Origin of the sequence: Pedobacter soli, from assembly GCF_900101435.1 — a bacterium.
Taxonomy (GTDB): Bacteria; Bacteroidota; Bacteroidia; order Sphingobacteriales; family Sphingobacteriaceae; genus Pedobacter; species Pedobacter soli.
Genome location: NZ_FMZH01000003.1, coordinates 140,932 through 166,072, shown reverse-complemented (window position 1 = coordinate 166,072; position 25,141 = coordinate 140,932). Strand labels below are relative to the sequence as shown.

Here is a 25,141-nt window from a genome sequence, read left to right as displayed (position 1 = left end):
TCAATGGCGATTTTAAGCTTTGGTCTTTTTGCTTTAGTCTTTCAGCTTTCTTAAAACTTCACATTCAGGCTTAACAAAAAGTTGGTTCCAGCCTGTGGGTAAAAGAAATTTTCGGTAATCCTGCTGCCACCTAACTGGTAGCCATAGGTATAGCCATTGTTTTCGTAACGCTTATCGAAAATATTATTCACCAATAAGCCCAGATTGATGTTTTTAACTCCGGCAAATTTAAAATCATAACCTAAGCGGGCATTGCTTACCCAATAACCATTTATGGTACGGTCGTTATTTTGGGTGTTGTCTAAATATTGCTTGCTTACATATTTACTTTGCAGAGCTACCGCAAAACCACTAACCGGTTTGTAAACCAGTTCGCCAAAAAGTACGGCACGTGGCGAGTATGATATATCAGTAAGCTGGTAATTGTTTACCACCTGACCACCGTTGTCATAATCGTCGTAATACTCGGTAAAGTTTTTGATTTTGTTACGACTTAAAGCTGCGTTTGCATTTAAAATAAACTGCTTGCTAATGGTATAAGCACCATCCAGCTCAATACCCAAACGGTAACTTCTGTCTACATTTTGACGGAAATTTCCACCCACATCATTTATTTTACCGGTAACCACCAGCTGGTTTTTATAGAACATGCCGTACGCATTAGCCCCGATGTTTAATTTTTCGTTCTTAAAACGGTAACCCAATTCTAAATCGTTCAGCCTTTCTGGTTTAGGAGTTGCACCCACTGCTGCATCGGTATAATCATCGCGGTTAGGTTCTTTATTGGCTACGCTGAATGAAGCATATACATTGCTCTCCGGATTGATGAAATAAGTAGCACCAAACTTAGGGTTAAAGAAATTTAAAGTTTTGTTTATCGCCAGCGTATTCAGTTTGTTTTCAGTTCCGGCGATATCATAATACACACGACGGTATTGTAAATCGGCAAATAAGCTCAGTGCTTCCACCGGGCTGTAGTTCACCTTACCGTAGGTATTAAAATCGGTTTTAAAGCCATCGTTATCATAATAATGCCTGTCTATGTCGCCGTTTGAGGCATATTGTGCCCAAATAATTTGTCCGAAGTGCGCGCCTTTGTATTCGTTATATGCACCACCTAAAGTGAAATTTAAATTTTTCTGTGGCACATAATTAAAGGCATAGGTAACACCATAAAAATCGTTATCCAACCAACGGCGACGGATAAGATCTGTTTTGGTAATAGGTGTTCCACCAGGAATAACTACCGGATTTAAACCATAATCGGCCAGTTTATTCTGTACACGGTATTCTTCATAGTAACCCGAACCCTGTGTATAGTGCAAAGCTCCGTTAAAAGAGAACTGATCAGAAAACTGACGGGCATAAATTAGCTGGTAATGGTTTTGAACATAATTATCTGTCTGGTTATTGTATAAGAAACTGTTATATCTGCGTCCAGAGTTTAACAGGTTAGCGGCATCTTCAGCGCTAAGTTCGTTCCGGGCGATGTAGGCATTCATGCCGGCAACATCATTTTCTAAACGCGATTGCGGAATACCATTCCACGATTGATAAGTTTTTTCGTTACCCGAGAAAACATTTACGCGCAATAAATCTTTGTTGCCATGGTAAGCACCAGAAAGGAAATAAGATTTAAGTAAAGATGATCCACGGTCTACATAGCCATCAGAACTGATTCTCGATAAACGGCCATCGAAACTAAAACGGTTGTTAATTAAACCTGTTCCAACCTTTATGGTATTTTTCCAGGTATCGAAACTGCCGTAGGTGCTGTTTACTTCTGCATAGGGTTCCGTTTCGCTGGCGGTGGTCTGGATGTTTAAACTTGCACCAAAAGCGCCGGCACCATTGGTTGAGGTACCTACACCGCGCTGAATCTGCACATTGTCTACTGATGAAGCAAAATCGGGCATATTCACATAAAAAGTTCCCTGGCTTTCGCTATCGTTAATTGGAATGCCGTTAACGGTTACGTTTATACGACTATTATCGCTACCGCGTATACGGATACCGGTGTAACCCACACCAGCGCCGGCATCAGAATTAACTACCACGCCAGGCGTATTCTGTAAAATAAAAGGTAAATCCAGACCAAAGTTGTTTTGCTGGATTTCTTCTTTACCAATGTTCTTGTAGGTTGTTGCCGATTTTTCATTGGCCCGTGTTGCCCGTACAATTACCTCGTCGGCCAGAAAATTTTGTGCCGTTAAGGCGAAATCTATCGTACTGTTTTGCGAAAGGGTTACTGCTTTTTCTTCAGTTCTGTACCCCACATAACTCACAACAAATGTATATTTTCCATTTTCAAGGTTGGATAAGGTGAAATTTCCACCTGCATCGCTCAATACAACTGTTTTTTTGTTTTTTATTTTAATGGTGGCGCCGGGCAGGGCATTTTGGTTTTGATCGGTTACCTTACCGGTAACCACAAGCTGTGCCGATGCAAAGAAAGGCAACATTGCAACAAGGGCTGCAAAAAGTAAATTTTTCAATTTTTTTGTTTTTAGTTAAACCAACCGGAAAAAGGGGTTTCCCCGATTTTTAGTTAAACTTCCATAACTCCAATCCCTACGCCGGCATTACCCGGATCAGGTGCATGACTTTTAAATTCCAATAATCAAATTCCAATGTTCAAATTTTTGAAAATTGGATATTTTGAATTGGTTATTTAAGGTCAATGGGTATGTTCTCAGCCTGTTTTTGTGTTTATTTAAACAAGGCACCCCTAATGATGAGGCAAATGTAGGGAATATTTGGCAATTCTCACTTAAACCTAGGTATTGCGGTGCCGAATTTAAAGAAATGATACCTTAATCGTCTTGTTTATAGAATTTGTTGATTTTTTGTTGGAAAATTTACGGTTCTGTGCGCCTGGTGTCATCAGTGCCATGTTTACAAGCCGCTGTTCTTAAACCCGACAGCAGCGGCAGCCTCCGATTTTTCTATCGGAGCTATAGCGGATGGCGGGGCTACAGGCTGCCAAAAGCTACTGACCATCATTTTCAAAATATAAAAATTGATTCACTATTGGCCTAAAAAATCATCAATTGCTTTTTTGGCGTTAGCTACCCTTTCATCGCCTTGTCCGCTAATTACGATGTAATTTGCATCAAGTGCCTGCAGTTCTTTGTACCAGATTTCCATAAAATATTCGCGTTTGTTCGGAAAATCGCGTAAGGGATCGTCTTGCCAGGGCAAATCGATATCCATTAACAGATATAAATCGTAAGGCCTTTTGGGTAAAGTATCCAGCACCTCCTGTGGGGTTTTACCCAGCACTTCATCACTCCATATTTTAACGGTTACAAAAGTGGTATCGCAAATAATAAAATCGCTTTCCGTTACTGAAAGGATGGCATCTTCAAGCGCCACCTGACCATAAAACATGTTGGCTTCATCCTGCAGGGTATAGTCGGTAACCAGGTTTTCGCAGTAATAACGCGCGTACTCGGGCACCCACGAAACTTTGTAATGTTTGGCCAATAATTGCGATAGAGTTGATTTACCTGTACTCTCGGGGCCAACTATGGCGATTTTTTTTATGTTCTTGTTCACGTAATGTATGCTGACAAGGTTCAAATGTAAAGGAAAATGCCCTAAAAGAAAAAATCCGGTTGAGGAGGGCTCCTCTAACCGGATAATAAACCAAACAAACTATTTATGAAGAAATCCTCATGGCGGGTAACTAATCCGCGGAGGAAGCTTTAGATCATTGTCTAAAGTATATACAAAACGTATATCTGTTCTGCTTATTACAACATTATTGCCAATAATGGGAACATCACAACTTCGTGACTTAATTCTGACGTGTGGGGCCATATTCTTAGTGTTATTTTAACACTTATTAACATTCAGATTACAATTGTATATTGTGGCATTACTCTTGTGTATAATTATTAGTACGTTTTGAATTTTGGCTGTTCATTATTTAAAACTATTTGTACTAAATGGTGTTACTTATTTTAGACAGTTAGACATTAAAAACTAAAACGATGAAAAAGTTATGTGCAATATTGGCGCTGCTCATTGTATTTGCCCTCGGGGCAATTGCCTATACCAACATTAAGTTAGGCGGAATTATTGGTAAAATTAGTCCTGCAGATGCTGCTGCCTCTGTTTCTTTAGTAGCCGGAACAGATACTTTAAAAGCGCAGTTAAACCAGGGTGTTTTTACTTTTACCAATCTTAAAGAAGGTGTTTATACCGTTTGGATACGGGCCAATGCGCCTTACAAAGATGCCACTATTGAAAAGGTGGCAGTTAAAGATAGTGCTACTACAGATTTAGGCGAAATTAAATTACTGCAATAGGTGTTTTAGCGAAAGAAAAAGGTTAAAAAGAGGCATAATTAAGGCCTCTTTTTTATTTTAAAAAAAACGGCTTAAAGTCGTGCTAAAGATGTATCTTTGCATCCCGACAGAACAGTTGGGATTTTTCTTCGCACTAGCACTAAATCTCGTTGCTTTCTAAGGTTCTTAGATGAACCAACACTTTAGAATTTTAATTATTGTTTAAGCTTTATCATGCCTAAAGACACTTCCATTCGCTCAGTACTAATTATCGGATCTGGACCAATTGTTATTGGCCAAGCCTGTGAATTTGATTACTCGGGTTCTCAAGCGGCCCTATCTTTAAAAGAAGAAGGGATTACCGTATCAATTATCAACTCAAATCCGGCTACTATTATGACGGATAAAGTTATCGGCGACCATGTTTATCTGCGTCCGTTAACTGTTGATTCGATCGAAGCGATTTTGCAGGAGCACATTGCTGATGCAAGTTTACCTAAAATTGATGCCGTACTACCAACAATGGGTGGCCAAACAGCACTAAACCTTTGTAAAGAAGCAGAAGAGCGCGGTGTTTGGGAAAAATACGGGGTTAGAGTTGTAGGGGTTGATGTTGATGCAATCGAGAAAACAGAAAACCGCGAAGCTTTCCGCCAGTTAATGGTTGATATCGGTGTAGGGGTTGCCCAATCGAAAATTGCCAACTCATTCTTAGAAGGTAAAGAAGCCGCACAGGAAATCGGATTCCCGCTGGTAATTCGTCCATCATACACTTTAGGTGGTTCTGGTGGTGGTTTCGTGCACAGAAAAGAAGAATTCGATGCCGCGCTTAAACGCGGTTTAGAAGCTTCGCCAACACACGAAGTTTTAGTAGAGAAAGCCGTTTTAGGCTGGAAAGAGTACGAGTTAGAGTTGTTAAGAGATAGCAACGATAACGTAATCATTATCTGCTCGATCGAAAACTTCGACCCAATGGGTATCCACACCGGAGATTCGATTACAGTTGCACCGGCCATGACTTTATCTGACCGTTGTTACCAGGAAATGCGTAACCAGGCGATTAAAATGATGCGCGCCATCGGAAACTTTGCTGGTGGTTGTAACGTTCAGTTCTCGGTTAACCCGGCTGATGATGAAATCATCGCGATCGAAATTAACCCACGTGTATCACGTTCATCAGCATTGGCAAGTAAAGCAACGGGTTACCCGATTGCAAAAATTGCAGCTAAGCTGGCTATCGGTTACAACCTGGATGAAATTGAAAACCAGATTACCAAAACCACTTCGGCATATTTCGAACCTACTTTAGATTATGTAATCGTAAAAGTACCTCGCTGGAACTTCGATAAATTTAAAGGAGCCAACAAAGAGCTTGGTTTACAAATGAAATCGGTAGGTGAAGTAATGGCTATTGGCCGTACGTTCATTGAAGCTTTACAAAAAGCTTGTCAGAGTTTAGAAATTGGCCGCTCAGGTTTAGGTGCAGATGGCAGACAAGTACGCAATATCGAAGAAATTATGGATGGTTTGGAGCACGCTTCATGGAACCGCCTGTTCTTAATAAAAGATGCCATGGCGATGGGCGTTCCTTTGGAATCAATCCGTAAGGTAACCAAAATCGACAAATGGTTCTTAAACCAGATTCAGGAGCTTGTAGCTTTAGAAACTGAGTTAAAAAGATACTCACTGAACAATATCCCGCGCGATTTCTTCTTCAACTTAAAACAAAAAGGTTTTTCTGATGTACAGATTTCATGGTTGCTGGGTAACGTAACCGAAGATGAGGTTTATGCCCGCAGAAAAGAGCTAGGTATCCGCAGAGTATATAAAATGGTTGATACCTGTGCTGCAGAATTCCCGGCACAAACACCATATTATTACTCAACTTTCGAAGAGGAAAATGAATCGGTACCTACAGATAGAAAAAAGATAATCGTTCTGGGATCAGGTCCTAACCGTATTGGTCAGGGTATTGAGTTCGATTACTCTTGTGTACACGGCTTATTGGCTGCTAAAGAATCAGGTTTCGAGGCCATCATGGTTAACTGTAACCCTGAAACGGTTTCTACCGACTTTAACATGGCGGATAAATTGTACTTTGAACCGGTTTTCTGGGAGCATGTACGCGAAATTATCGAGCTGGAGAAACCAGTTGGTGTAATTGTTCAGCTTGGTGGACAAACCGCCTTGAAAATGGCTGAGAAACTGACTGAAAACGGTATCAAAATTATCGGAACTTCTTTCGAGAACATGGATATCGCCGAAGATCGTGGCCGTTTCTCTGACCTGTTAAAAGATTTAAATATTCCTTATCCAAAATACGGAGTTGCCGAAAACGCCGAAGAAGCTATTGTGGTAGCAAACGAGGTAGGCTATCCGGTACTCGTTCGTCCGAGTTATGTATTGGGCGGACAAGGTATGAGCATCGTAATTAACGACGAAGACCTGGAGAAAGCAGTAGTGAAATTACTGGGCGATTTACCTGGTAACCGCGTACTGATTGACCATTTCTTAGACAGAGCAGAAGAGGCAGAATCGGATTCGATTTCTGACGGTGAAGATGTTCATATTGTAGGTATGATGGAGCACATCGAACCTGCAGGTATCCACTCTGGAGATTCGTTTGCAGTATTGCCTACCTTTAGCTTATCTGAAACGGTAACTAAAGCCATGGAAGAATATTCGGTTAAGATTGCGAAAGCTTTAGATGTACGTGGTTTACTGAACATTCAGTTCGCTATCAAAGATGAAAAAGTATATGTAATCGAAGCGAACCCAAGGGCATCACGTACGGTTCCGTTTATTGCGAAAGCATACGATGTACCTTACATCAACATCGCAGCTAAAATTATGCTGGGTGTAGCGAAACTGAAAGATTTTACCATCGAGCGTAAATTAAAAGGTTATGCGATTAAGGAGCCTGTTTTCTCTTACGAGAAGTTCCCTGAGGTGACTAAAGAGCTAGGCCCAGAAATGAAATCGACTGGTGAGGCGATCCGCTTCATTAAAGATCTGGAAGATCCTTACTTCCGCAAGCTTTACAAAGACAAATCAATGTATTTGAGTAAGTAATCTGCTTACGAAGTTTGAAAAGCAAGGAGCTTGGAGAACTTCGTAAGTTTATAAAAAATAGTAAAGGCCAGTGATTTTTCACTGGCCTTTTTTGATGTTCTATTAATTGAGCGTCATGCTGATCCGATGGCTATCGGATTTATTTCAGCATCTCTCCATTGTTTATAGATTTATTGCTTCAACTTAGGTATTCTTGTTGGTGTATCAGTTCCGTTTACAATACTTGTTGCACTCTTCGCAATGGCTTTAATGGTTGATAAAATATTTTCTACATCTAAAGAACTGTACTCATCCTTAACTGAGTGGTACAATTTATCGATATCGATTTTATCGGTACTGATGGTGTGTGCCGGAACACCCAGGGCTGCTAAAGTAGCATTATCGCTTCTGTAAAATAAATTTTGCTCCGGATATGGATCAGGGTGGAAAGTAAATTCCGTTCCGGCCAGGTTTTTCTGTAAAATCTTGCCAAAATCTGATCTTTCATAACCGGTAATAAATGCGGTATTTTTACCGAATTTAGAGTCTTTTCCAATCATTTCGATGTTAAACATGGCTACAACATCATCCGGATTTAATTTCTCTGAGAAGTACCTTGCACCGAAACCACCAATTTCTTCGGCCGTAAAGGCTACAAAAATCAATGTGCGTTCGTTATTCTTTTGTGCTTTGTAATATTTGGCAAGGGCAATCATGGCTGTTGTTCCCGAGGCGTCATCATCTGCACCATTGGCAATACTATCGCCGTTTACCGGTTTTAAGAAACCCAGGTGATCGTAATGACCTGAGAACACTACAATTTCTTTAGCTTTTGATTTACCAGGAATTACACCAGCCACATTAAACAAAGGCATTTTATCTACTTTGCTTTTAACGTTTGCCGAAAAATCGACTGCAGCATCTTTGCCCAATACAAAAACCTGCACAGCACTGGCAGCCTTTACGTCTTTTTCATCAACGGTGGCGGGTTTGCTAAAATAATTTCTGTAACGGTTAAACAAATCGGCAAACTTACTGTCAACCAAAACCAGTTGGTTTTTACCTGATTCGGTCATGGCTCTTAATTGGGCAACAAATGGCTTTTCAGGGTCAAGTTTAACAACCGTAGCATTTGATTTGTCGAGGGTAACGTTTTCTGATGATACACCGGAAATAATCAGGTTTTCAGGCGCAATTTCCTGTCCGTCTATCTTAACACTCGTATTTTGGTTGGTAATGCGGTATTTATAAAAAGTCTGGCGAAAGGTTTTCTCTCCGGTTAAAGGTTGTAAACCAATCTTTTTAAATTCCGATTCGATAAATGTAGCGGCCTTATCAATACCGGGCGTAAAGGTGGCACGTCCCTGCATATCATCGGCACTTAAGGTTTTAATGAGGTGGTCGGTATATTCGCGGGTAATAATTTTATCGATGTTTTGCGCTTTAAGCTGCAAACCTGCCATCCCGACTAAGGCAAAAAGGGCTATTTTCTTCATTTTTTATGTTTAATTAGTTGTTTTCGATTTAACTTGTGAGCCTAACCAGCTGGCTCTGAAATTTTGCATGGCAGGTGTTAAGGTTCCTCCTGTTTTTTCAATACTGATAAGCTCCAGGGCCGGATTTTCGGTTAAGGTTAATTTTGTTGTTTTTGCTACACCACGATAGAGGTAAGTGATATCAACTGTGTCGCCTGGTTTATAATCGTCGATAACTTTAATTACCTCAGGACCGTTCTTCACTTGTACTCTATTTATTGTTAATAAAACATCGCCAATATCCAGGCCTGCTTTATATGCTGGGGTTCCTGCCAGGGTTTGCGATAAAATAACTTTGTCGTCTACTGAAGCAATATTTCCAAACCCAGTATAAGCCTGTCCTGGCTTTGCCTTTCGCAGTACCAATCCGGCATTAAGCAACAATTGAGCATAATCGTTTTTTTCGGTGCCGTAAATGTACTTTTTAAAGAAACTGGCTGCGAATGATGGGTTTTTGGTTAAGCTTGCCAAAGTCTTCTCTAAATCTGGGATGGTGTACGCAATTTCCGGCTTCCCGTAGGCTTTCCAAAGTGCACGCATATAATCATCGAGCGTAAGCTTAAAGTCCGCTCTTAAGCGGAGGTCTAAGGCCAGGGCGGTTGCAGCGCCATAAGTGTAGTAAGAGGTAAAAATATTGGCTTTGTTGGTTTGGTCGATCGCTACACCAGCATCGGCAAATACGGCATACCGGCTGGCCTCAACAGGCGAAAAATTGAGTGCCCCAGGCGAAAGCAGTACAGCATTTGCCAAACTGTTAAAAGTTTGTATGGCATTGTCTTCTGTTTTTAAACCTGCACGGGTTAACAGCAGATTGCCATAATATTGAGTAAAGCCTTCAGCAAGCCAAAGCTCATTGCTCATATTGGCATGTTCGAAGTTAAAAGGCTCTAAAGTTTTGGGGCGCAGTCGCTCCACATTCCAGCTGTGGAAATATTCGTGCGAAAATGTACCCAGTAAATTAGCTTCGTAGCCTGCAATTTTTGGGGTGCGCTGCACAATAGAAGTCGAATTTCGATGCTCCATCCCATCGCCGGCATTATCGGGGTAAACATCTTCTAAAAAGTAGTAATGGCCATAATCGTAAGTTGGGAACTCGCCCCATACCGCGAGGTGTTCATCAACCATTTTTTTCAGCATCCCGGCATAATTGTCGATGGTTTGCTGATCGTCGTTAGCATGCGAAATCAGGTGAATGGTTTGTGTTTTTCCATCGGTGTTTTTAACCTCCCAGCTTGCGGTTTTATAGTCTGCAATTTCAATTGGGCTATCCATAAAATATTGCAGATTAGGCGCAAAATAACTTCCATCGGCCTGAAGTTTAAGCTGGGTAGCCACTTTCCAGTTTTGTTTACCTGTATAATTAAATTTCACTACCCTTGGCCGGTTATCCATACCTATCGGGTAGGCAAATGTTGCCGGGATATTCATGTGGGCGTGGGTTTCATCGAAGCCTGCATAAGTTCCGTCAATCCAGTTGCCAAAAAGGGTGTAGGTTATTTTAACGCTGCTACCGTGGTTGGAGATTTCGTATACATCGCCCGCAGTTTGGTTAACGGTTAAATATTTCCCCGCGCCATCAAAAGCCTTTAAATGGTATACATTTTTGCCAAATTCGTGCGTGGCATAACGGCCTGGCGAAGAGCGGCTCATGCGTACTTTTAAAGTAGCTGCCGGAACATTGGGAATAAGCATGCTGATTTCTGCCTCATGGTGTATGGCATTGGGAAATGAAACGGCGTAACTGATTTCATTTTGAGCAAAAGCTGCAAGTGAGAGCAGGCTCCCGATTGCGGTACCTATAAATTTCTTCATAAAAAGGGAATAATGACGGCAATTTAGTAATAAATGGAAGATTTTTAAGGTAGCCTTTAGGTTTATGGTTGATAGCTTATAGTTAATAGCCTGGTTAGGATAAGTTTGGTCAATAGCACAATTGTTTTGTGTGGGCTATTATCTATTAACCATCGACTATGGGCTATCAACCCTCTTCTTTAACTCTCGTTATCCCAATCGTATTTTTCCAAATCGCGGTAGGCTTTGCCTTTAATAATTTCTTTCCGTTTGGATGATTCTGAATCAACCCGCGTTTCGTGGATATTATCGGCCACCTCGAAATGAAAATCTTTATCCTTTTTAGAATGGTAAATCGAAACTTCATCACCATCGGAAATGGCATAATCGTAAGGGCCACGGGCACTCATCAGTTTAACAAATACCGGCAAACACTCAAAAAAGATAAACAGCAGGCCAATAAAGGTTACGGCAATGGCTGTATTGTTGTCGCGGCTGCCATCTACATTAAATTTAAGCTGGCCAAGTGCCCAGTTGCGGTCGGCAAAACCTGCAATGTTGGCTAAACTATCCAATTGCTTTTTGGTATACAGTTTTTCGGTAAACAGGCCATCAAATTCTTTGCGTTTATCTACAAAAGCTTCCGATTTATTAATGTTGGCCTTTAGCGAATCGAGCTCTGCCGTGCGTTGCGCAATTTCTGCTTCCTTACGCTTGGCATAGGGTCCATAACCCATTACGCCCGATGTTTCGGTGGTCTTATTGCCGAATATTTCGAAGTTAAGTTTCTGCCTGTCGGATTTAATGCCTTTCTCCAGCGAGTCGCGCGTAGCTTTTTGCTGGTTCAAGCGGCCAAACTCAACCTGGTATTTTTTCTCGAAAGCTTTATTTAAGGTATCAATTTTTGCCCGCTGACCATTCAAATAGCTTACTTTTAAACGCTCCTTAATCTCTTTATCAAAAATTTTAAGTTCAATAGGCCTCGAAATAACCATACCGATCATAATGGCCAGTAAAATACGTGGCGTGGCCTGTAAAAGCTGTTTATTGGTACTTGCACTTTTGTTAATACTCGATACGATGTAGCGGTCCATGTTAAAAATGGCTGCACCCCATAAAAAGCCAAAAATGATTGCGAAAATTACCGCCAGATCGTCGCCTTTAAAAACAAAATACATGGCATAACCACCCGAAAGGGCCGCAAATAAGCCCGTAAAAAAGATGGTGGCACCAATGCCGGTATATTTATTTTGTTCTGAAGGATATTTTTCCAGTGTCGGGATATGAGCGCCAGAGCAAAACCAAAAGAAGCGGTTCAGTTTGTCCATTTGTAACTATTTATAATTAAACGCCTAAGGGTTTAAGTTGTTACAGTTTTTTACAAAATTTTATGGCATTTTTTTGATGGGGCGGGTAAGGCTGATTTTCCTATATTTGCATAAATACATTGAATAAAATGAAAGAAATATCGGTACAAGAACTAAAAGAGAAAATCGACAACAATGAAGATTTTCAATTAATTGATGTTCGTGAAACATTCGAATATGAAGTTTCTAATCTGAACGGAGAAAACATTCCGTTGGGTGGGATTTTAATTGAGGCTGATAAGGTTGCAAAAGATAAACCCGTAATTATCCAGTGCCGCAGTGGTAAAAGAAGTGCAGCTGCTGTAATGCAGTTAGAGCAACAGTACGGTTATGATAACCTTTACAATTTAAAAGGCGGTATTTTAGCCTGGCAAGAGGCTTACGATCCGAATATGCCGGTTTATTAAAATCACCAGTTTTCAATAACCAATTACCAGGAAAAAAAATAACCAAATTCCAATGATCAATTGGAGTAGGTTATATCACATAAATAAGATCAATTTTCAAACTTTAACCTTGCGGGATTAAACGTTTTGAATGTTTCCGACTTCCGGATAGGGTTTGAAAATTGATTATTGTTCATTGGTGCTTCTTCGCTAAATTCTCATACACGAAAAACCTATAACTGTGGGTAAAAAATTTGCTTTAAATATCTTCTATAACCTGGCCATTATCCTTGCTATTTTTGGATTGGTTTGGTGCTACAACAATGGTAAATATCTCCCGGCCGGCTTTCTGGTTGGTGTAGCCTGCTGCTTGTTCTATTTTAAGTATCAGCTAACCAAAGAAATCAGAAAAAGTTTCAAGGAAAAAGATCAGAAGTAACTCCTTCAAGCCCCAAACCGGGTAAATCTTTTAAAATATATTTGCCGTTTTCGAAAGGTGGATCGGTAAACGGATTGTTTTTGGTTAACCAGGGACCATCTAAATCGGCCCAGTTGCACAATGGAGCTAATGCAGCAGCAGCCAATGTAGCGCAGCTGGTTTCGCTCATACAGCCAATTAGCACCTTCATGCCAAAAGAACGGGCTTTTAAAATCATTTGATGGCCTTCGTACATGCCACAGCTTTTCATCAGCTTTACATTAATGCCATGGTAAACGCCTTTCAGGTTGTCAATATCATTTAGGCGCTGTACAGCTTCGTCGGCCAATAGCGGAATAGGGCTACGCTCAGTTAACCAGGCATTACCCGCCGGGTCGTTTTTATCCATGGGCTGTTCAATTAAAACAACGCCCTGGTTATGGAGCCAGTAAATCAAATCGATGGCCTTAATGCGGTCTTTCCAACCCTGGTTGGCATCAACATATAGCGGCACCTGAGTCATGCTGCGGATGGTTTCGATAATCTCCTGATCGTTATCCCTGCCCAGTTTAACTTTTATCACCTTAAATGCACTGGCATCTTTCAGTTTTTCTCGAATTACTTCAGGCGTATCAATACCAACGGTATAAGAGGTAACTGGCATTTGCGCCGGGTTTGCGCCATAAATTTCGTAACAGGGTTTATTTAAAATTTTCCCCCGGATATCGTTTAGTGCAATGTCAATGGCTGCTTTTATCGCTGGCTGGCCGGGTGCAATGCTGTCGAGATAGGTAATAACCTCCTTAAAATCGAAAGGATGCTTAAAAGCGCTTAAATCTACCTGTTTTAAAAAGTGTATAGCGGTTTCGTAACTCTCGCCCATGTAAGGCACCATTGATGCTTCGCCGTAACCCATAACGCCTTCGTAGTTTATTTTGAGCAGCATTAAAGGCGTGCTGGTGCGGGTAAATTTCGAGATCGAGAATGGGTGCTTTAACTCTAATTCAAATTCTTTGTAACTAATCTTCATGATCAATCGTCTTCTAAATAAATAAGGTAAGTATCGCCTTACAAAAGTATATTTGTTTATTAACGCAAAAACCTCTGCCATGGAAAACGTTTCAAGATTACGGTATTTTATTTATTTATCCTTAATAATTATTGGAGGATGTACCACAGGAAAGAATGCACTGCAAAAAGGTGACTATGATGCCTCGGTAAGCAAGGCGGTTAGCAGGCTGCAAAATTCGCCTAAAAACACCGAAGCCATGCAGGTGCTTAAAACGGCTTATGACCTGGCCTTGCAAAGTCATTTGCGCAAAATTGATGAAGCTAAACTATCAAACGACCTGTTCAGATGGGAATCGATTATGTACGATTACCAGAAAATAAATCAGCTGGCCGACGATATTAACAGCTGTCCGGCTTGTTTAACCATCGTACCCAGCCCCTCGAAATATATTACAGAACTAGCAGATAGCAAATACATGGCTGCCGGAGCGAGATATAATTCAGGATTGGGCTACTTAAGGGATAATAACCGTTTGGCAGCTAAGAAAGCTTATTACGAGTTCGAGAAAACCTTAAACCTGGAACCTAATTATAAAGATGCCAAAGCTAAAATGGAAGATGCTTACTGGGCTGCAGTTACCCGTGTGGTTGTACAACCCATTATCGTTAACAGCAGCTTGTATAGACTGAGTGCCGATTATTTTCAGCAGCAAATTGATCAGTTTATTGGTAAATATGCGCGCAATAAGTTTGTGCTTTTTTATGGTGAGCAGCAGGCTACTGAGCAAAAAATTGTTCCCGATCAGGTATTAAGCCTGAATTTTGATGATTTTGTGGTTGGACAAACTTATGTGAAAGAACGCGTTGAAAAGTTAAAGCGCGATAGTGTGGTGATTGGCGAAACCCGTGAGCGAAAACCCGTTTATGGCACAGTAAAGGCTACCTTGAGTATTTTTGAAAAAAATATTTCTTCTTCAGGCTTGCTGGATATGAGTATTATGGATTGGAACACAAAAAAACTGGTGCGCCAGCAGAAATTTCCCGGAACTTACGTTTGGAGAGATAGCTGGGCCAGTTATAAAGGCGATGACCGGGCTTTAAGCAAGCAGCAGCTGGCCATGACTAAACGCAGGGAAATGCTTCCTCCACCGCCGAGTACCTTGTTTCTGGAGTTTATCAAGCCGATTTACAGTCAGCTGGTGGATGATATTAGTTACTATTACAATAATTATTAAGCGCTCTTTGACTCTGCTCAGGGTGACATGTAAATGGGATCATTACTTTGGGGAGAGTCTTTTTTCAGGTTTGTCACCTTGAGCCTGTAGAAACGTCTCATAAAGTGTTTATGTAGATCCTTCGACAAGCTCAGGATGACAACATAAAAAGGAGGCGTTGTTACGGGGAGGAACGACGAAGCCTGCCTGCTACAGACAACAATGCAAGAGTAGAGTATATCTAACACGTCGGATACAAAAAGAGTCAGCTGGTAACAGCTGACTCCACTTTGAACAGATTCTTCACTGCGTTCAGAATGACAGCAACTAGAAAATATACTTCGTACTCAGGAAGTTCGAATCGTCGCCTTTAACAATCTCATTCAATAGTTTTTTATTGCTATCGGTAAACTTGGTAGCTACCAGCGAACGGATCGAGAACGAACGCAAGGCATCTACTACCGAAAGTGTACCTTCTGCACTATCTTTACGGCCGGTAAATGGAAATACATCTGGCCCACGCTGGCACTGGCAGTTGATGTTTACACGGCTCACCTGGTTAACCAACGGATCGATTAACGAAGAAATTACCGCGGCATTATTGCTGAAAATACTTACCTGCTGGCCGTGTGGTGAGCCGATTAAGTACTCAATAGGTTCTTCTAAATCGTCAAAAGGCACCACAGGTACAATTGGACCAAACTGCTCTTCGCGGTATAGTTTCATGTTGCTGTTTACCGGATAAACAATTGCAGGGTAAACAAAGGTTTCGAGTGTTTGCCCACCGTTTTTGTTAATTACCTTCGCACCATGTGCAGCCGCATCATCAATGCAATCTCTTAAATATTCAGGTTTATTTAATTCAGGCAGTGGTGTAAGGTTTACCCCTTTTTCCCATGGCATACCGAATTTCAGTTTTTCAACTTCGGCCGATAAGCGTTTTAAAAACTCCTGCGCCAGACTACGGTGTACATAAACAATTTTAATTGCGGTACAACGCTGTCCGTTAAAAGAAAGCGAGCCCAATACGGTTTCAGAAACGGCCAGGTCGAGATCCGCATCTTTGGTAATGATGGCGGCATTTTTAGCATCAAGCCCTAAAATAGCCCTTAAGCGGTTTACTTTCGGGTGTAATTTTTTAAGCTCGTTGGCCACTTTACTCGATCCGATTAAGGTAAGTACATTAATCTTTCCTGATTTCATTAAGCCTGGTACAATGGTATTGCCGCGACCATAAATGGTGTTTACCACACCTTTAGGAAAACTCGAACGGAAAGCCTCTAATAATGGGTAGTGCAATAAGGTACCGTGTTTAGGTGGTTTGAATAAAAGCGTGTTGCCCATAATCAAAGCCGGAATAAGAGTAGTAAAGGTTTCGTTTAAGGGATAATTAAACGGACCCATACAAAGTACCACACCAAGTGGCGAACGGCGCACCTGGGCCACAATACCCTGCTCTATTTCGAAACGCGAAGACTGTCTGTCGATGTCTTTCAGCGCATCAATGGTTGCATAAATGTATTCAACGGTACGATCGAACTCTTTAACCGAATCGGCATACGATTTACCGATTTCCCACATAATCAGTTTGGCAACAATTTCTTTTTGCTCAATCATTTTGTGGGTAAAATTTTCTACGCAGGCAATACGATCGGCAACGCTCATGGTTGGCCACTGGCCGCGACCGTTGTCATAAGCCGCTACTGCAGCGTCTAAAGCTTCTGTCGATTCCTTTTCGGTACATACCGGGAAACTTCCAATCCGTTTTCGTTTTAAACCTTCAGGAGTTTTAATACATACGGGAGAAAAAACTTCGTTAAAAGGTCCGTTCCAGGGTTTCATTTCACCATTGGAAAGGAATTCTTTTTGATTGATCTCTTCCTTGAGCCTAAATTCATCTGGAATCTGGCTCTCTTCAACGAAAATACTTTCGAGGTTTAGCGATGTGCTCAATTTGGGTTTGGTTGTTAGGGTTTATAATGCTTAATCTATCGTTTAAGTATAGATTAATGTTTTTAAAAAAAGTATCAAGATTTAGGCACTTGTTTTTGTGCCTAAATCTTGTGTTTTGAATTATTTAACTTCTATTAATTTATATTTTGGTACCAATGCTTTCATCACCGTCCAGCCAATTAAATAGGCAACAGCACAGAAAGAGAAAACGATAAAATAACCGGCCTCTTTACCGTGGAAACCCATAAAAGTCATTTGGCTATCGCCGGCATAGGTAAACAGTACTCCAGAACCTTTGTTGATAAAAAATGATCCTAAACCTCCGGCCATACCACCAATTCCGGTTACGGTAGCAATGGCCTGACGGGGAAACATATCACTTACAGTAGTAAAAATATTAGCTGACCAAGCCTGGTGTGCAGCCCCTGCGATACCAATAATAATTACTGGCAACCAGTAGCTATAATAACCTAAAGGCTGAGCCAATAAAGCCAATAGCGGGAAAAAGGCAAAAATCAACATCGATTTCATCCTTCCATCGTAAGGGTTCATATTTTTCTTGCCAATAAAATAAGATGGTAACCATCCTCCGATGATCGATAACAAGGTAATTACATATAAAATAAACAGCGGGAAAGCACTTTCCGTACCGCTCATTTTATAAATATCTTTCAGGTAGGCTGGCGACCAGAACAGGTAAAACCACCATACTCCATCAGTCATAAACTTACCAAAAGCAAAGGCCCAGGTTTGTTTAAATTTAAGGCAATCGGCAAACGACAGCTTTTTAACAGGCGATGCGGCAGTAACCGTTTCGCTAACTTGTTCATGTGCAACTAAATCCTGCTGGATGTAAGCCAATTCAGCCTTGCTTACGCGCGAGTGGTTTTCTGGTTTGCCATAAAGCAGAATCCAGAATAGCATCCAGATAAAACCTAAGGCACCGATAATGATGAACGACATTTCCCAGCCATAAGCCTCAGCAATGTAAGGGATGGTTACAGGAGCGGCCAAAGCACCAACAGTTGCACCTGCATTAAAAATACTGGTAGCAAAAGCACGGTCTTTTTTAGGGAAATATTCAGCAGTAGCTTTAATAGCTGCCGGAAAGTTCCCTGCCTCGCCCAATGCCAGTACAAAACGGGCAAAAATAAACAGCGAAAGACTGGTTGATAAAATTAACGTCGTGTTTCCAACGGTAGAAAGCGCCTCTTTGGCACCTGCAAAACTCATGGCCCAGGTACCGGTAATGATGCCTGAAGTGGCAATGCCGCAAAAAGCGTGGATACATGCACCTACAGACCAGATTCCGATTGCCCAAAGGAAACCTTTTTTGGTATCCATCCAGTCAACAAAACGTCCTGCAACCAACATCGATCCGGCATAAAAAAGAGAGAATAGTGCTGTAATGGTTCCATAGTCGCTATCTGTCCAGTGAAATTCGGGAACAAAATAGTCTTTCCATGTAAGTGAGAGTACCTGTCGATCTAAATAATTAATGGTGGTTGCAACAAATAACAGCGTACATATTGTCCATCTGTATTTGCTCATTTTGGTTTGGCTCATTTCGGTTGTGTGTGGTTAGGGATTACTTACTTTTTTTAATGAGGTCGAGCGCCAGTTGGGTATTTTCGTACAGTTCATCATAAAGGCCTTTGCTCATCACGTCTTTACTAATTAATTTACTGCCCATACCAACGGCACAAACACCGGCTTTAAACCAGGTTTTTAAATTATCGGCATTAATTTCTACCCCTCCGGTTGGCATAAACAGCTGGCCGGCAAATAAATCTTTGATCGAAGCAATAAATTCTGGGCCTAAAATATTAGCCGGGAAAATTTTAATTAACATGGCTTTGTGTTCTTGTGCCACACTAATTTCGGTAGGGGTCATACAACCCGGAATCCATAGCATGCCTATTTTGTTGGCAATTTCGGCAACAGCCGGATTGATAATCGGCGCTACAATAAAATCGGTTCCGGCTTCAATAAAAGCATTCGCATCAGCAGGGGTTTTAATGGTACCAATGCCCAGGTAAAGGTCGGGCATTTCTGCATCGCGGATTTCTTTTAGCTTTTTAAAATTAGGCAAGGCCGATTTTCCGCGGTTGGTGTATTCAAAAACACGAACACCTGCTTTATACAGGGTACGCAATATTTCAACACTTCCTGCTTCGCTATCCTGGTAAAAAAGGGGTAGCATGCCCTGCTCTAAAATGGCATCTAAAATTTTGTGCTTGTTACTGATCATGGTTATATAATTCGTTTTTCTATATCTGCCACGGTGCTGGTTGTGGCATCACTTGCAATGTATAATTTATCGTATGCAGCTGCGGTAGCAAAATTTAAGGTTTCTTTAGCTGAAAGGCCATTGTAGAAGCCATAAATTAATCCACCCATAAAGCAATCGCCGCTACCTACTTTGTCTAAAATCTCTTCAGAAACATATTCTTCGGAAACGGTTAGCTCATTGTTGGTATAAATGGCAGTATAGTAGCGGATGCCTTTGCCATGATCGAACCTGAAGGTATTGGCTACAACTTTACACGCCGGAAACAAACTTAATATTTCTTTAGAAGTATCGGTGGCTTGTTGCAGTAACGTTTCTTTTGCATAACCTTCGGTTGGCAGCAAATCAGGGTGAAGTGCTGTACCCAGCATTTTATTTGCTGCCCACACATTGCCCATAATTAAAGTACAATATTTAGCCAGCTCAGGTAAAATGTCAATAGGCTCTTTACCATATTTCCAAAGTTTGGCGCGGTAATTTAAATCTAAAGAAATGGTAATGTTTCTGGTGCTGGCAGCTTTTAGTGCTTCCAGGCAAACATCGGCGATATTTTGGTTAATGGCGGGGCAAATTGCGCTGAAATGGAACCAGGCTACATCTTCAAACACTTCGTCCCAGTTAATCTGTCCAACTTTTAAATCAGCATAGGCCGAATTGGCGCGATCGTAAATTACCCCTGCATTTTTAAGGTCTTTCCCTTTTGGCAGGTAATAAAGGCCCAGACGTTCGCCATGATAAACCATTGGCGTAGTATCGATATTGCGCACATTCAGGTATTCAACAATCTCGCGGGTTACCGAATTATCGGGCACAGCCGAAAGGTAGGCCGAAGGCACATTCCATAAAGCTAAGGCGGTAGCCACATTGAGCTCGGCACCTCCCACATAAAACGGTAGTTTATTTTCTTTTAACCATTGCCCATCCATATCCGGGCAGATGCGTAAAAGTATTTCACCAAAGCTTAAAACTTTTTTTCCTTTTTTTGATGAATCGAATATTTGGGTACTCATTTTCGTAAATAATCGGCTTTTTTCATGCTGTTTTCTGCAACGGTATGAAAATGGAAGTAAAACGTTTGAAATGCGTTGAATCCAACGAAATTCTTCTTAAAAGCCTGATTTTGGTTAAAATTTAAAGTAATTTTTTGCGTTAAAGTACGAAATATCCTGCACAATTTTACCAACCCACTCCAGGTCGTTAGGCAATTCTCCGTTTTCAATGTCGGTTCCAAACAGGTTGCAAACAATCCTTCTGAAATATTCGTGACGAGGGAAAGAAAGGAAACTGCGTGAATCGGTAAGCATACCTACCAGGCGACTTAAAAGCCCCATGTTCGATAGTGCATTTAATTGTTTAATCATGCCATCTTTTTGGTCTAAAAACCACCAGGCCGATCCAAACTGTACTTTACCTGCTACAGAACCATCATTAAAGTTACCGATCATGGTTGCAATTAACTCGTTATCTGCAGGATTAAGGTTGTAGATGATGGTTTTGGCCAGTTTATCCTGGTTATCCAAACGGTTTAAGAATTTAGAAAGCATACGGGCCTGGCTAAAATCACCAATCGAATCCCAGCCAGTATCCGGACCTAGTTGTCTTAACATGCGGGCATTGTTGTTGCGTAACGCACCTAAATGGTATTGCTGTACCCAACCTTTCTCGTGATCCCACTCAGCAAAATAAACGAGCATGGCTGATTTGAATTTCAGGTTTTCTTCGTAAGAAATGCCCTTTTTACTGCGAATTTTGTCAAAAATGGCGCTGATTTCGGCTTCGGAATAATCTTCGGCATAAATCTGCTCTAAACCATGGTCAGACACTGAACAACCATTATCCGCAAAATAATCGTGGCGGCTTTTCAATGCATCAATATAGTCCTGAAAACTGCTGATGGTTTTATCAACTACACTTTCCAGTTTATCAATATATTGGTTTAAACCTTCAATGTCATCGCTGTTCATGGCTTTATCTGGACGGAAAGCGGGTAACATTTTCAGGTTTGCTCCTTCTCTGGCCAGTTGCTGATGAAAGTTCAGGCTATCTAAAGGATCATCGGTAGTACAAACCGATTCTACATTCATTTTGGCCAATAAACCGCGTACTGAATATTCAGGTGTTTGCAGTTTAGCCGAACATTCGTCGTAAATTTTCTGCGCAGTTTTACCAGAAAGTAAATCGGTAACGCCGAAATAACGCTGGAGTTCTAAATGTGTCCAGTGGTACAGTGGGTTACGCAAAGTATAAGGAACGGTTTCTGCCCATTTCTCAAATTTCTCAAAATCAGAACCTGCACCGGTGATGTATTTTTCGTCAACACCATTGGCACGCATTGCACGCCATTTGTAATGGTCGCCGGCCAGCCAAACCTGGGTCATGTTGGCAAACTGAGTGTTGTTGGCAATTTGCTCGGGAATGAGGTGGTTATGGTAATCTATAATCGGTAAGGGTTTGGCAAAATTGTGATAAAGCTTTTCAGCAGTTTTGCTCTCCAAAAGAAAATTTTCGTCTAAAAAAGGTTTCATGCTATGTCATTGTTACTGGTGATCTGTGTTTTCACAGACCACTAAATTGAATAAAACTTGGTGCGGTCAGTGCAGACACTGACCGCGGCGGCTGATAATTAAAGGCTTACGCCGCGTTTCCACGGAATAAAATCGTCTTGATTTAACAAAACGGCCTTTGGAATAACCTCGCCACTTGCTGCTTTGATACAGTATTCCAAAATATCTTCGCCCATTTGTTCGATGGTTTTTTCGCCTTCGATCACCGGGCCGCAATTGATATCGATAATATCGCCCATGCGTTTGGTTAAGGCATTATTGGTAGATACTTTAATGGTTGGGCAAACGGGGTTTCCGGTAGGTGTACCCAGTCCGGTTGTAAATAAAATCAAAGTTGCGCCCGATGCTGCTTTACCGGTAGTGGCTTCCACATCGTTACCCGGCGTACAAACTAAATTGAGGCCAGGTTTGGTTGCGGGTTCGGTATAATCCAAAACATCTTCAACCGGCGAGGTTCCGCCTTTTTTTGCAGCGCCAGTGCTTTTTATGGCATCGGTAATTAAACCATCTTTAATATTGCCTGGTGATGGGTTCATGAAAAAGCCCGAGCCTACGTTTTCAGCCGATTGGTTATAAGCCGTCATTAACTGGATAAATTTACGTGCAGCAGTTTCATCTTTCGTACGATCAATCAGCTGTTGTTCTGCACCACAAAGTTCAGGGAACTCGGCCAGTAGTACAGTTCCGCCTAAGGCCACCAATAAATCGGAAGTATACCCTACTGCCGGATTTGCACTAATGCCGCTAAAACCATCGCTTCCACCGCATTTAACACCTAAAACCAGTTTGCTTAATGGTGCCGGCTGACGTTCAATTTTATTGATTTCGGTTAAACCGATAAAAGTTTTTCTGATCGCCTCTTTAACGAGTTGCTCTTCGCTTTGCGATTGTTGCTGCTCGAAAACAAATAAAGGTTTATCGAAGTTAGGGCTGCGGTGCTTCAGGTCTTCCATAAAATCGTGCACCTGTAAATTCTGGCAACCTAAACTTAAAACTGTAACGCCGGCAACATTCGGGTGATCGGCATAAGCAGCCAGTAGCTTGCTCAACACAGCAGCATCCTGACGGGTACCGCCACAACCACCCTGGTGATTTAAAAATTTAATACCATCAACGTTTTTAAAAACACGGTTGGCAGATGGATTGGCCTGTCCGATTGATGCCGGATCGGCTTCGGCTAAAATTTCGCCGTTTTTATACGCTTCTACCAGCTCGTGTGCATACGATTTGTATTTGTCGGTTACCGCATAACCCAACTCGTTGTGTAAAGCCTCGCGGATTACATCCAGGTTGCGGTTTTCGCAAAAAACAGTTGGAATAAACAACCAGTAATTGGCTGTACCCACACGACCATCGCTGCGGATGTAACCATTAAAGGTACGGCCCTCAAATTTGCTCACATCGGGTGCCTGCCATTGGTAATGGTACGGACGGAATTCGAAAGGATCAGATGCATGTTTGGTATTTTCGGTATCCATTAAGCCACCTTTAAGGATGAAGTGCTGCGCCTTCCCAACCAAAACACCATACATGATAATGTGGTCGCCCTGGTTCATGTCCTGCATAAAAAATTTATGCTTGGCCGGAATGTCATCCTGTAAAATATATTCCTGTCCATCGTGGATAACGGTTTCGCCTTTTGCCAGGTTTTGAAGCGCAACCAGTACATTATCGTTAGGATGGATTTTTAAAATTCTAGTAACCATTTTAAATTGTTCTTTCTGAATGCAAGTTACCTAAAGTTTCTTTTGCACCTTTATTTTGTAATAAATCAACGTACGATTTTACAGCCGCGTTAAAGCCAGGGTAGTTATTTAAGTTCTTGTCCCACAAACGTCTGTCGCCAAGCGTACTGTCAACTACTGTTTCAGGGTTTTTCCAGTATTCGTATAAAATTCCGGCAAATTCATCGTCAATAGGGTAGGTTTTTCCGGCTACATTTGCAACAAAAACATCGCCCTCTTTAGCTACATTCATGAAAAGGATGTAAGCAGCTACACCAAGTGCTGTAAGTTGGGGCACTTCATTTTTTAAAGCGTAGTACCTTCTGATTAAAGGCATGTTACGCATTTGCAATTTGGAAGTATAGTTTAAGGTAATGGCCTGCCATTTGTGTTCTAATGCCGGGTTGCTGAAACGGTCGATTACGCTTTTTGCGAATGCAAGGGCTTCATCGTAAGTAATGTCTTCGTTTACCACAGCCGGAGCAATTTCGTCCTGCATCAGTTTTAAAACATGTGCCGAAAATTCTTCGTTGGCCATGGCTTCTTTTACCGTGTTAAAGCCGGCTAAAATGGCCAGTCCACAGCTAATGGTATGAGTTCCGTTCAGTAAACGGAGTTTTAATTCTTTAAATTTATCGATAGATGGAACAATGAAAATGCCTTTATCGGCTTTGGCAAAAGATAAGATGTCTTTTACCTTTTCGCTCGATGATTCGATGGCCCAAAGCCTGAAAGGTTCAGCCATAATCATCAGCTCATCTTCATAACCCAATTCGTTTTCAATGGCTTTCTGTTCAGCTGCAGGCAGTTTTCCCGGTACAATGCGGTCTACCAGAGTTTTGCAGAAGTGATTGGCGGTTTTTAACCAGTTTTCGAAATCCCAGCCCAGTTTGTTTTGGATGGCCAGGTTCAGTACAATCTCTTTCAGTTTATCGGCATTATCACTAATCAGTTCGGTTGGTACAATCACCATTCCACTTTCAGCCGATCCGTTAAAGGCTTTGTAACGCTCGTGCAAAAAGGCGAGCAGTTTACCGGGATAAGATTGCGGAGGGTTGTCGGTAATTTTATCTTCGCTTTTTACAATACCTACTTCGGTGGTGTTCGAAATCACCACCTGCATTTCTGGCTGATTTGCTGCTTTTAAAATTTCGGCCCAATCTTGCGAAGCCGACAATACGCGGCTGATAGATGAATTGATGGTATTTTCTGCTACATTAACCCCATCTTCTATACCTTTAACACATAGCGTGTACAGGTTGTCTTGTTGCGAAAAAGCATCGGCACCACCTTTTGAGGTCGATTTAACCACCAGTACACGGCCATTAAAAATACCCTGGTGGTTAGCTTTGTCGATAAAATAATCGGGTAAACCACGCAGTAAAACGCCGGTACCAAACTGAATTACCTTTTCTGGTAATGCTAAAATTTCAGCAGTTGGTTTGGTAACCTTTTCGCTGCTGATGCTGTTTAAATTTTCTTTGTTTAAAATCATTGGTCTTCCAATTTCCGTCATTGCGAGGAACGAAGCAATCTTAAAGCGGT

At 41.4% G+C, this 25,141-nt stretch carries 18 protein-coding genes; 5 read left to right on the top strand and 13 right to left on the bottom strand.

All coding sequences use genetic code 11. The features are described 5' to 3' along the window. Positions 1–50: 50 nt before the first annotated feature. The gene (locus tag BLR37_RS08075; RefSeq protein ID WP_341844513.1) at positions 51–2,495 is read right to left on the bottom strand and encodes a TonB-dependent receptor; all 2,445 of its coding nucleotides are present in this window, start codon (positions 2,493–2,495) and stop codon (positions 51–53) included. 532 nt (positions 2,496–3,027) lie between these two features. Further along, positions 3,028–3,558 (bottom strand): AAA family ATPase, encoded by a 531-nt coding sequence (locus BLR37_RS08070; protein ID WP_090766943.1) that lies wholly within the window; start codon positions 3,556–3,558, stop codon positions 3,028–3,030. Between the two features lie 437 nt (positions 3,559–3,995). Between BLR37_RS08070 and BLR37_RS08065 the strand changes: the two genes are divergently transcribed. Continuing rightward, positions 3,996–4,313, top strand: coding sequence for a carboxypeptidase regulatory-like domain-containing protein (locus BLR37_RS08065; RefSeq protein WP_039474787.1), 318 nt, complete (start codon positions 3,996–3,998; stop codon positions 4,311–4,313). 213 nt (positions 4,314–4,526) lie between these two features. After that, positions 4,527–7,364, top strand: a complete 2,838-nt coding sequence (gene carB / locus BLR37_RS08060) for a carbamoyl-phosphate synthase large subunit (protein ID WP_090766940.1) — start codon at positions 4,527–4,529, stop codon at positions 7,362–7,364. 170 nt (positions 7,365–7,534) lie between these two features. Here the strand turns inward: carB and BLR37_RS08055 are convergent, their stop codons facing one another. From BLR37_RS08055 to BLR37_RS08045, 3 genes are all read right to left on the bottom strand, one after another. Next, on the bottom strand, positions 7,535–8,839 hold the full coding sequence (locus BLR37_RS08055) for a M20/M25/M40 family metallo-hydrolase (RefSeq protein WP_090766937.1): 1,305 nt from the start codon (positions 8,837–8,839) through the stop codon (positions 7,535–7,537). A 9-nt stretch (positions 8,840–8,848) separates the two neighbouring features. Continuing rightward, a complete protein-coding gene (locus tag BLR37_RS08050) occupies positions 8,849–10,690 on the bottom strand; it encodes a M61 family metallopeptidase (protein ID WP_090766934.1) in 1,842 nt (613 codons plus the stop codon). Between the two features lie 179 nt (positions 10,691–10,869). Next, complete coding sequence (locus BLR37_RS08045) at positions 10,870–11,997, bottom strand: DUF4407 domain-containing protein (protein ID WP_090766931.1); 1,128 nt, start codon at positions 11,995–11,997, stop codon at positions 10,870–10,872. A gap of 128 nt (positions 11,998–12,125) precedes the next feature. Between BLR37_RS08045 and BLR37_RS08040 the strand changes: the two genes are divergently transcribed. Together BLR37_RS08040 and BLR37_RS08035 are read left to right on the top strand one after the other, a co-directional pair. Next, entirely contained in the window at positions 12,126–12,443 is a 318-nt protein-coding gene (locus BLR37_RS08040; RefSeq protein WP_039474799.1) for a rhodanese-like domain-containing protein, read from the top strand. Between the two features lie 220 nt (positions 12,444–12,663). Beyond that, positions 12,664–12,861, top strand: coding sequence for a DUF6358 family protein (locus tag BLR37_RS08035; protein ID WP_090766927.1), 198 nt, complete (start codon positions 12,664–12,666; stop codon positions 12,859–12,861). On the opposite strand, the gene BLR37_RS08030 is transcribed toward BLR37_RS08035, so the two are convergent. Beyond that, positions 12,839–13,870 carry a dipeptide epimerase gene (locus tag BLR37_RS08030; RefSeq protein ID WP_090766925.1) on the bottom strand — a complete coding sequence of 344 codons (1,032 nt, stop codon included), beginning with the start codon at positions 13,868–13,870 and terminating at the stop codon, positions 12,839–12,841. The two genes, BLR37_RS08035 and BLR37_RS08030, sit on opposite strands and share 23 nt — an antisense overlap. Positions 13,871–13,949: 79 nt before the next feature. Between BLR37_RS08030 and BLR37_RS08025 the strand changes: the two genes are divergently transcribed. Continuing rightward, complete coding sequence (locus BLR37_RS08025; RefSeq protein ID WP_090766922.1) at positions 13,950–15,086, top strand: hypothetical protein; 1,137 nt, start codon at positions 13,950–13,952, stop codon at positions 15,084–15,086. A 306-nt stretch (positions 15,087–15,392) separates the two neighbouring features. Here the strand turns inward: BLR37_RS08025 and BLR37_RS08020 are convergent, their stop codons facing one another. The 7 genes from BLR37_RS08020 to BLR37_RS07990 form a co-directional block, all read right to left on the bottom strand. Beyond that, a complete protein-coding gene (locus tag BLR37_RS08020) occupies positions 15,393–17,018 on the bottom strand; it encodes an NADP-dependent glyceraldehyde-3-phosphate dehydrogenase (RefSeq protein ID WP_090766919.1) in 1,626 nt (541 codons plus the stop codon). Between the two features lie 120 nt (positions 17,019–17,138). Continuing rightward, positions 17,139–18,584: an MFS transporter gene (locus BLR37_RS08015; protein WP_090766913.1), complete on the bottom strand. Its 1,446-nt coding sequence runs from the start codon at positions 18,582–18,584 to the stop codon at positions 17,139–17,141. A 22-nt stretch (positions 18,585–18,606) separates the two neighbouring features. Then, a complete protein-coding gene (locus BLR37_RS08010) occupies positions 18,607–19,269 on the bottom strand; it encodes a bifunctional 4-hydroxy-2-oxoglutarate aldolase/2-dehydro-3-deoxy-phosphogluconate aldolase (RefSeq protein WP_208599618.1) in 663 nt (220 codons plus the stop codon). 2 nt (positions 19,270–19,271) lie between these two features. Further along, entirely contained in the window at positions 19,272–20,318 is a 1,047-nt protein-coding gene (locus BLR37_RS08005; RefSeq protein ID WP_090766911.1) for a sugar kinase, read from the bottom strand. A 114-nt stretch (positions 20,319–20,432) separates the two neighbouring features. Next, the gene (gene uxaC / locus BLR37_RS08000) at positions 20,433–21,833 is read right to left on the bottom strand and encodes a glucuronate isomerase (RefSeq protein WP_090766908.1); all 1,401 of its coding nucleotides are present in this window, start codon (positions 21,831–21,833) and stop codon (positions 20,433–20,435) included. Between the two features lie 98 nt (positions 21,834–21,931). Then, entirely contained in the window at positions 21,932–23,578 is a 1,647-nt protein-coding gene (locus BLR37_RS07995; RefSeq protein ID WP_039474825.1) for a UxaA family hydrolase, read from the bottom strand. Between the two features lies 1 nt (position 23,579). After that, positions 23,580–25,091: a tagaturonate reductase gene (locus BLR37_RS07990; RefSeq protein ID WP_090767840.1), complete on the bottom strand. Its 1,512-nt coding sequence runs from the start codon at positions 25,089–25,091 to the stop codon at positions 23,580–23,582. Positions 25,092–25,141: the final 50 nt, after the last annotated feature.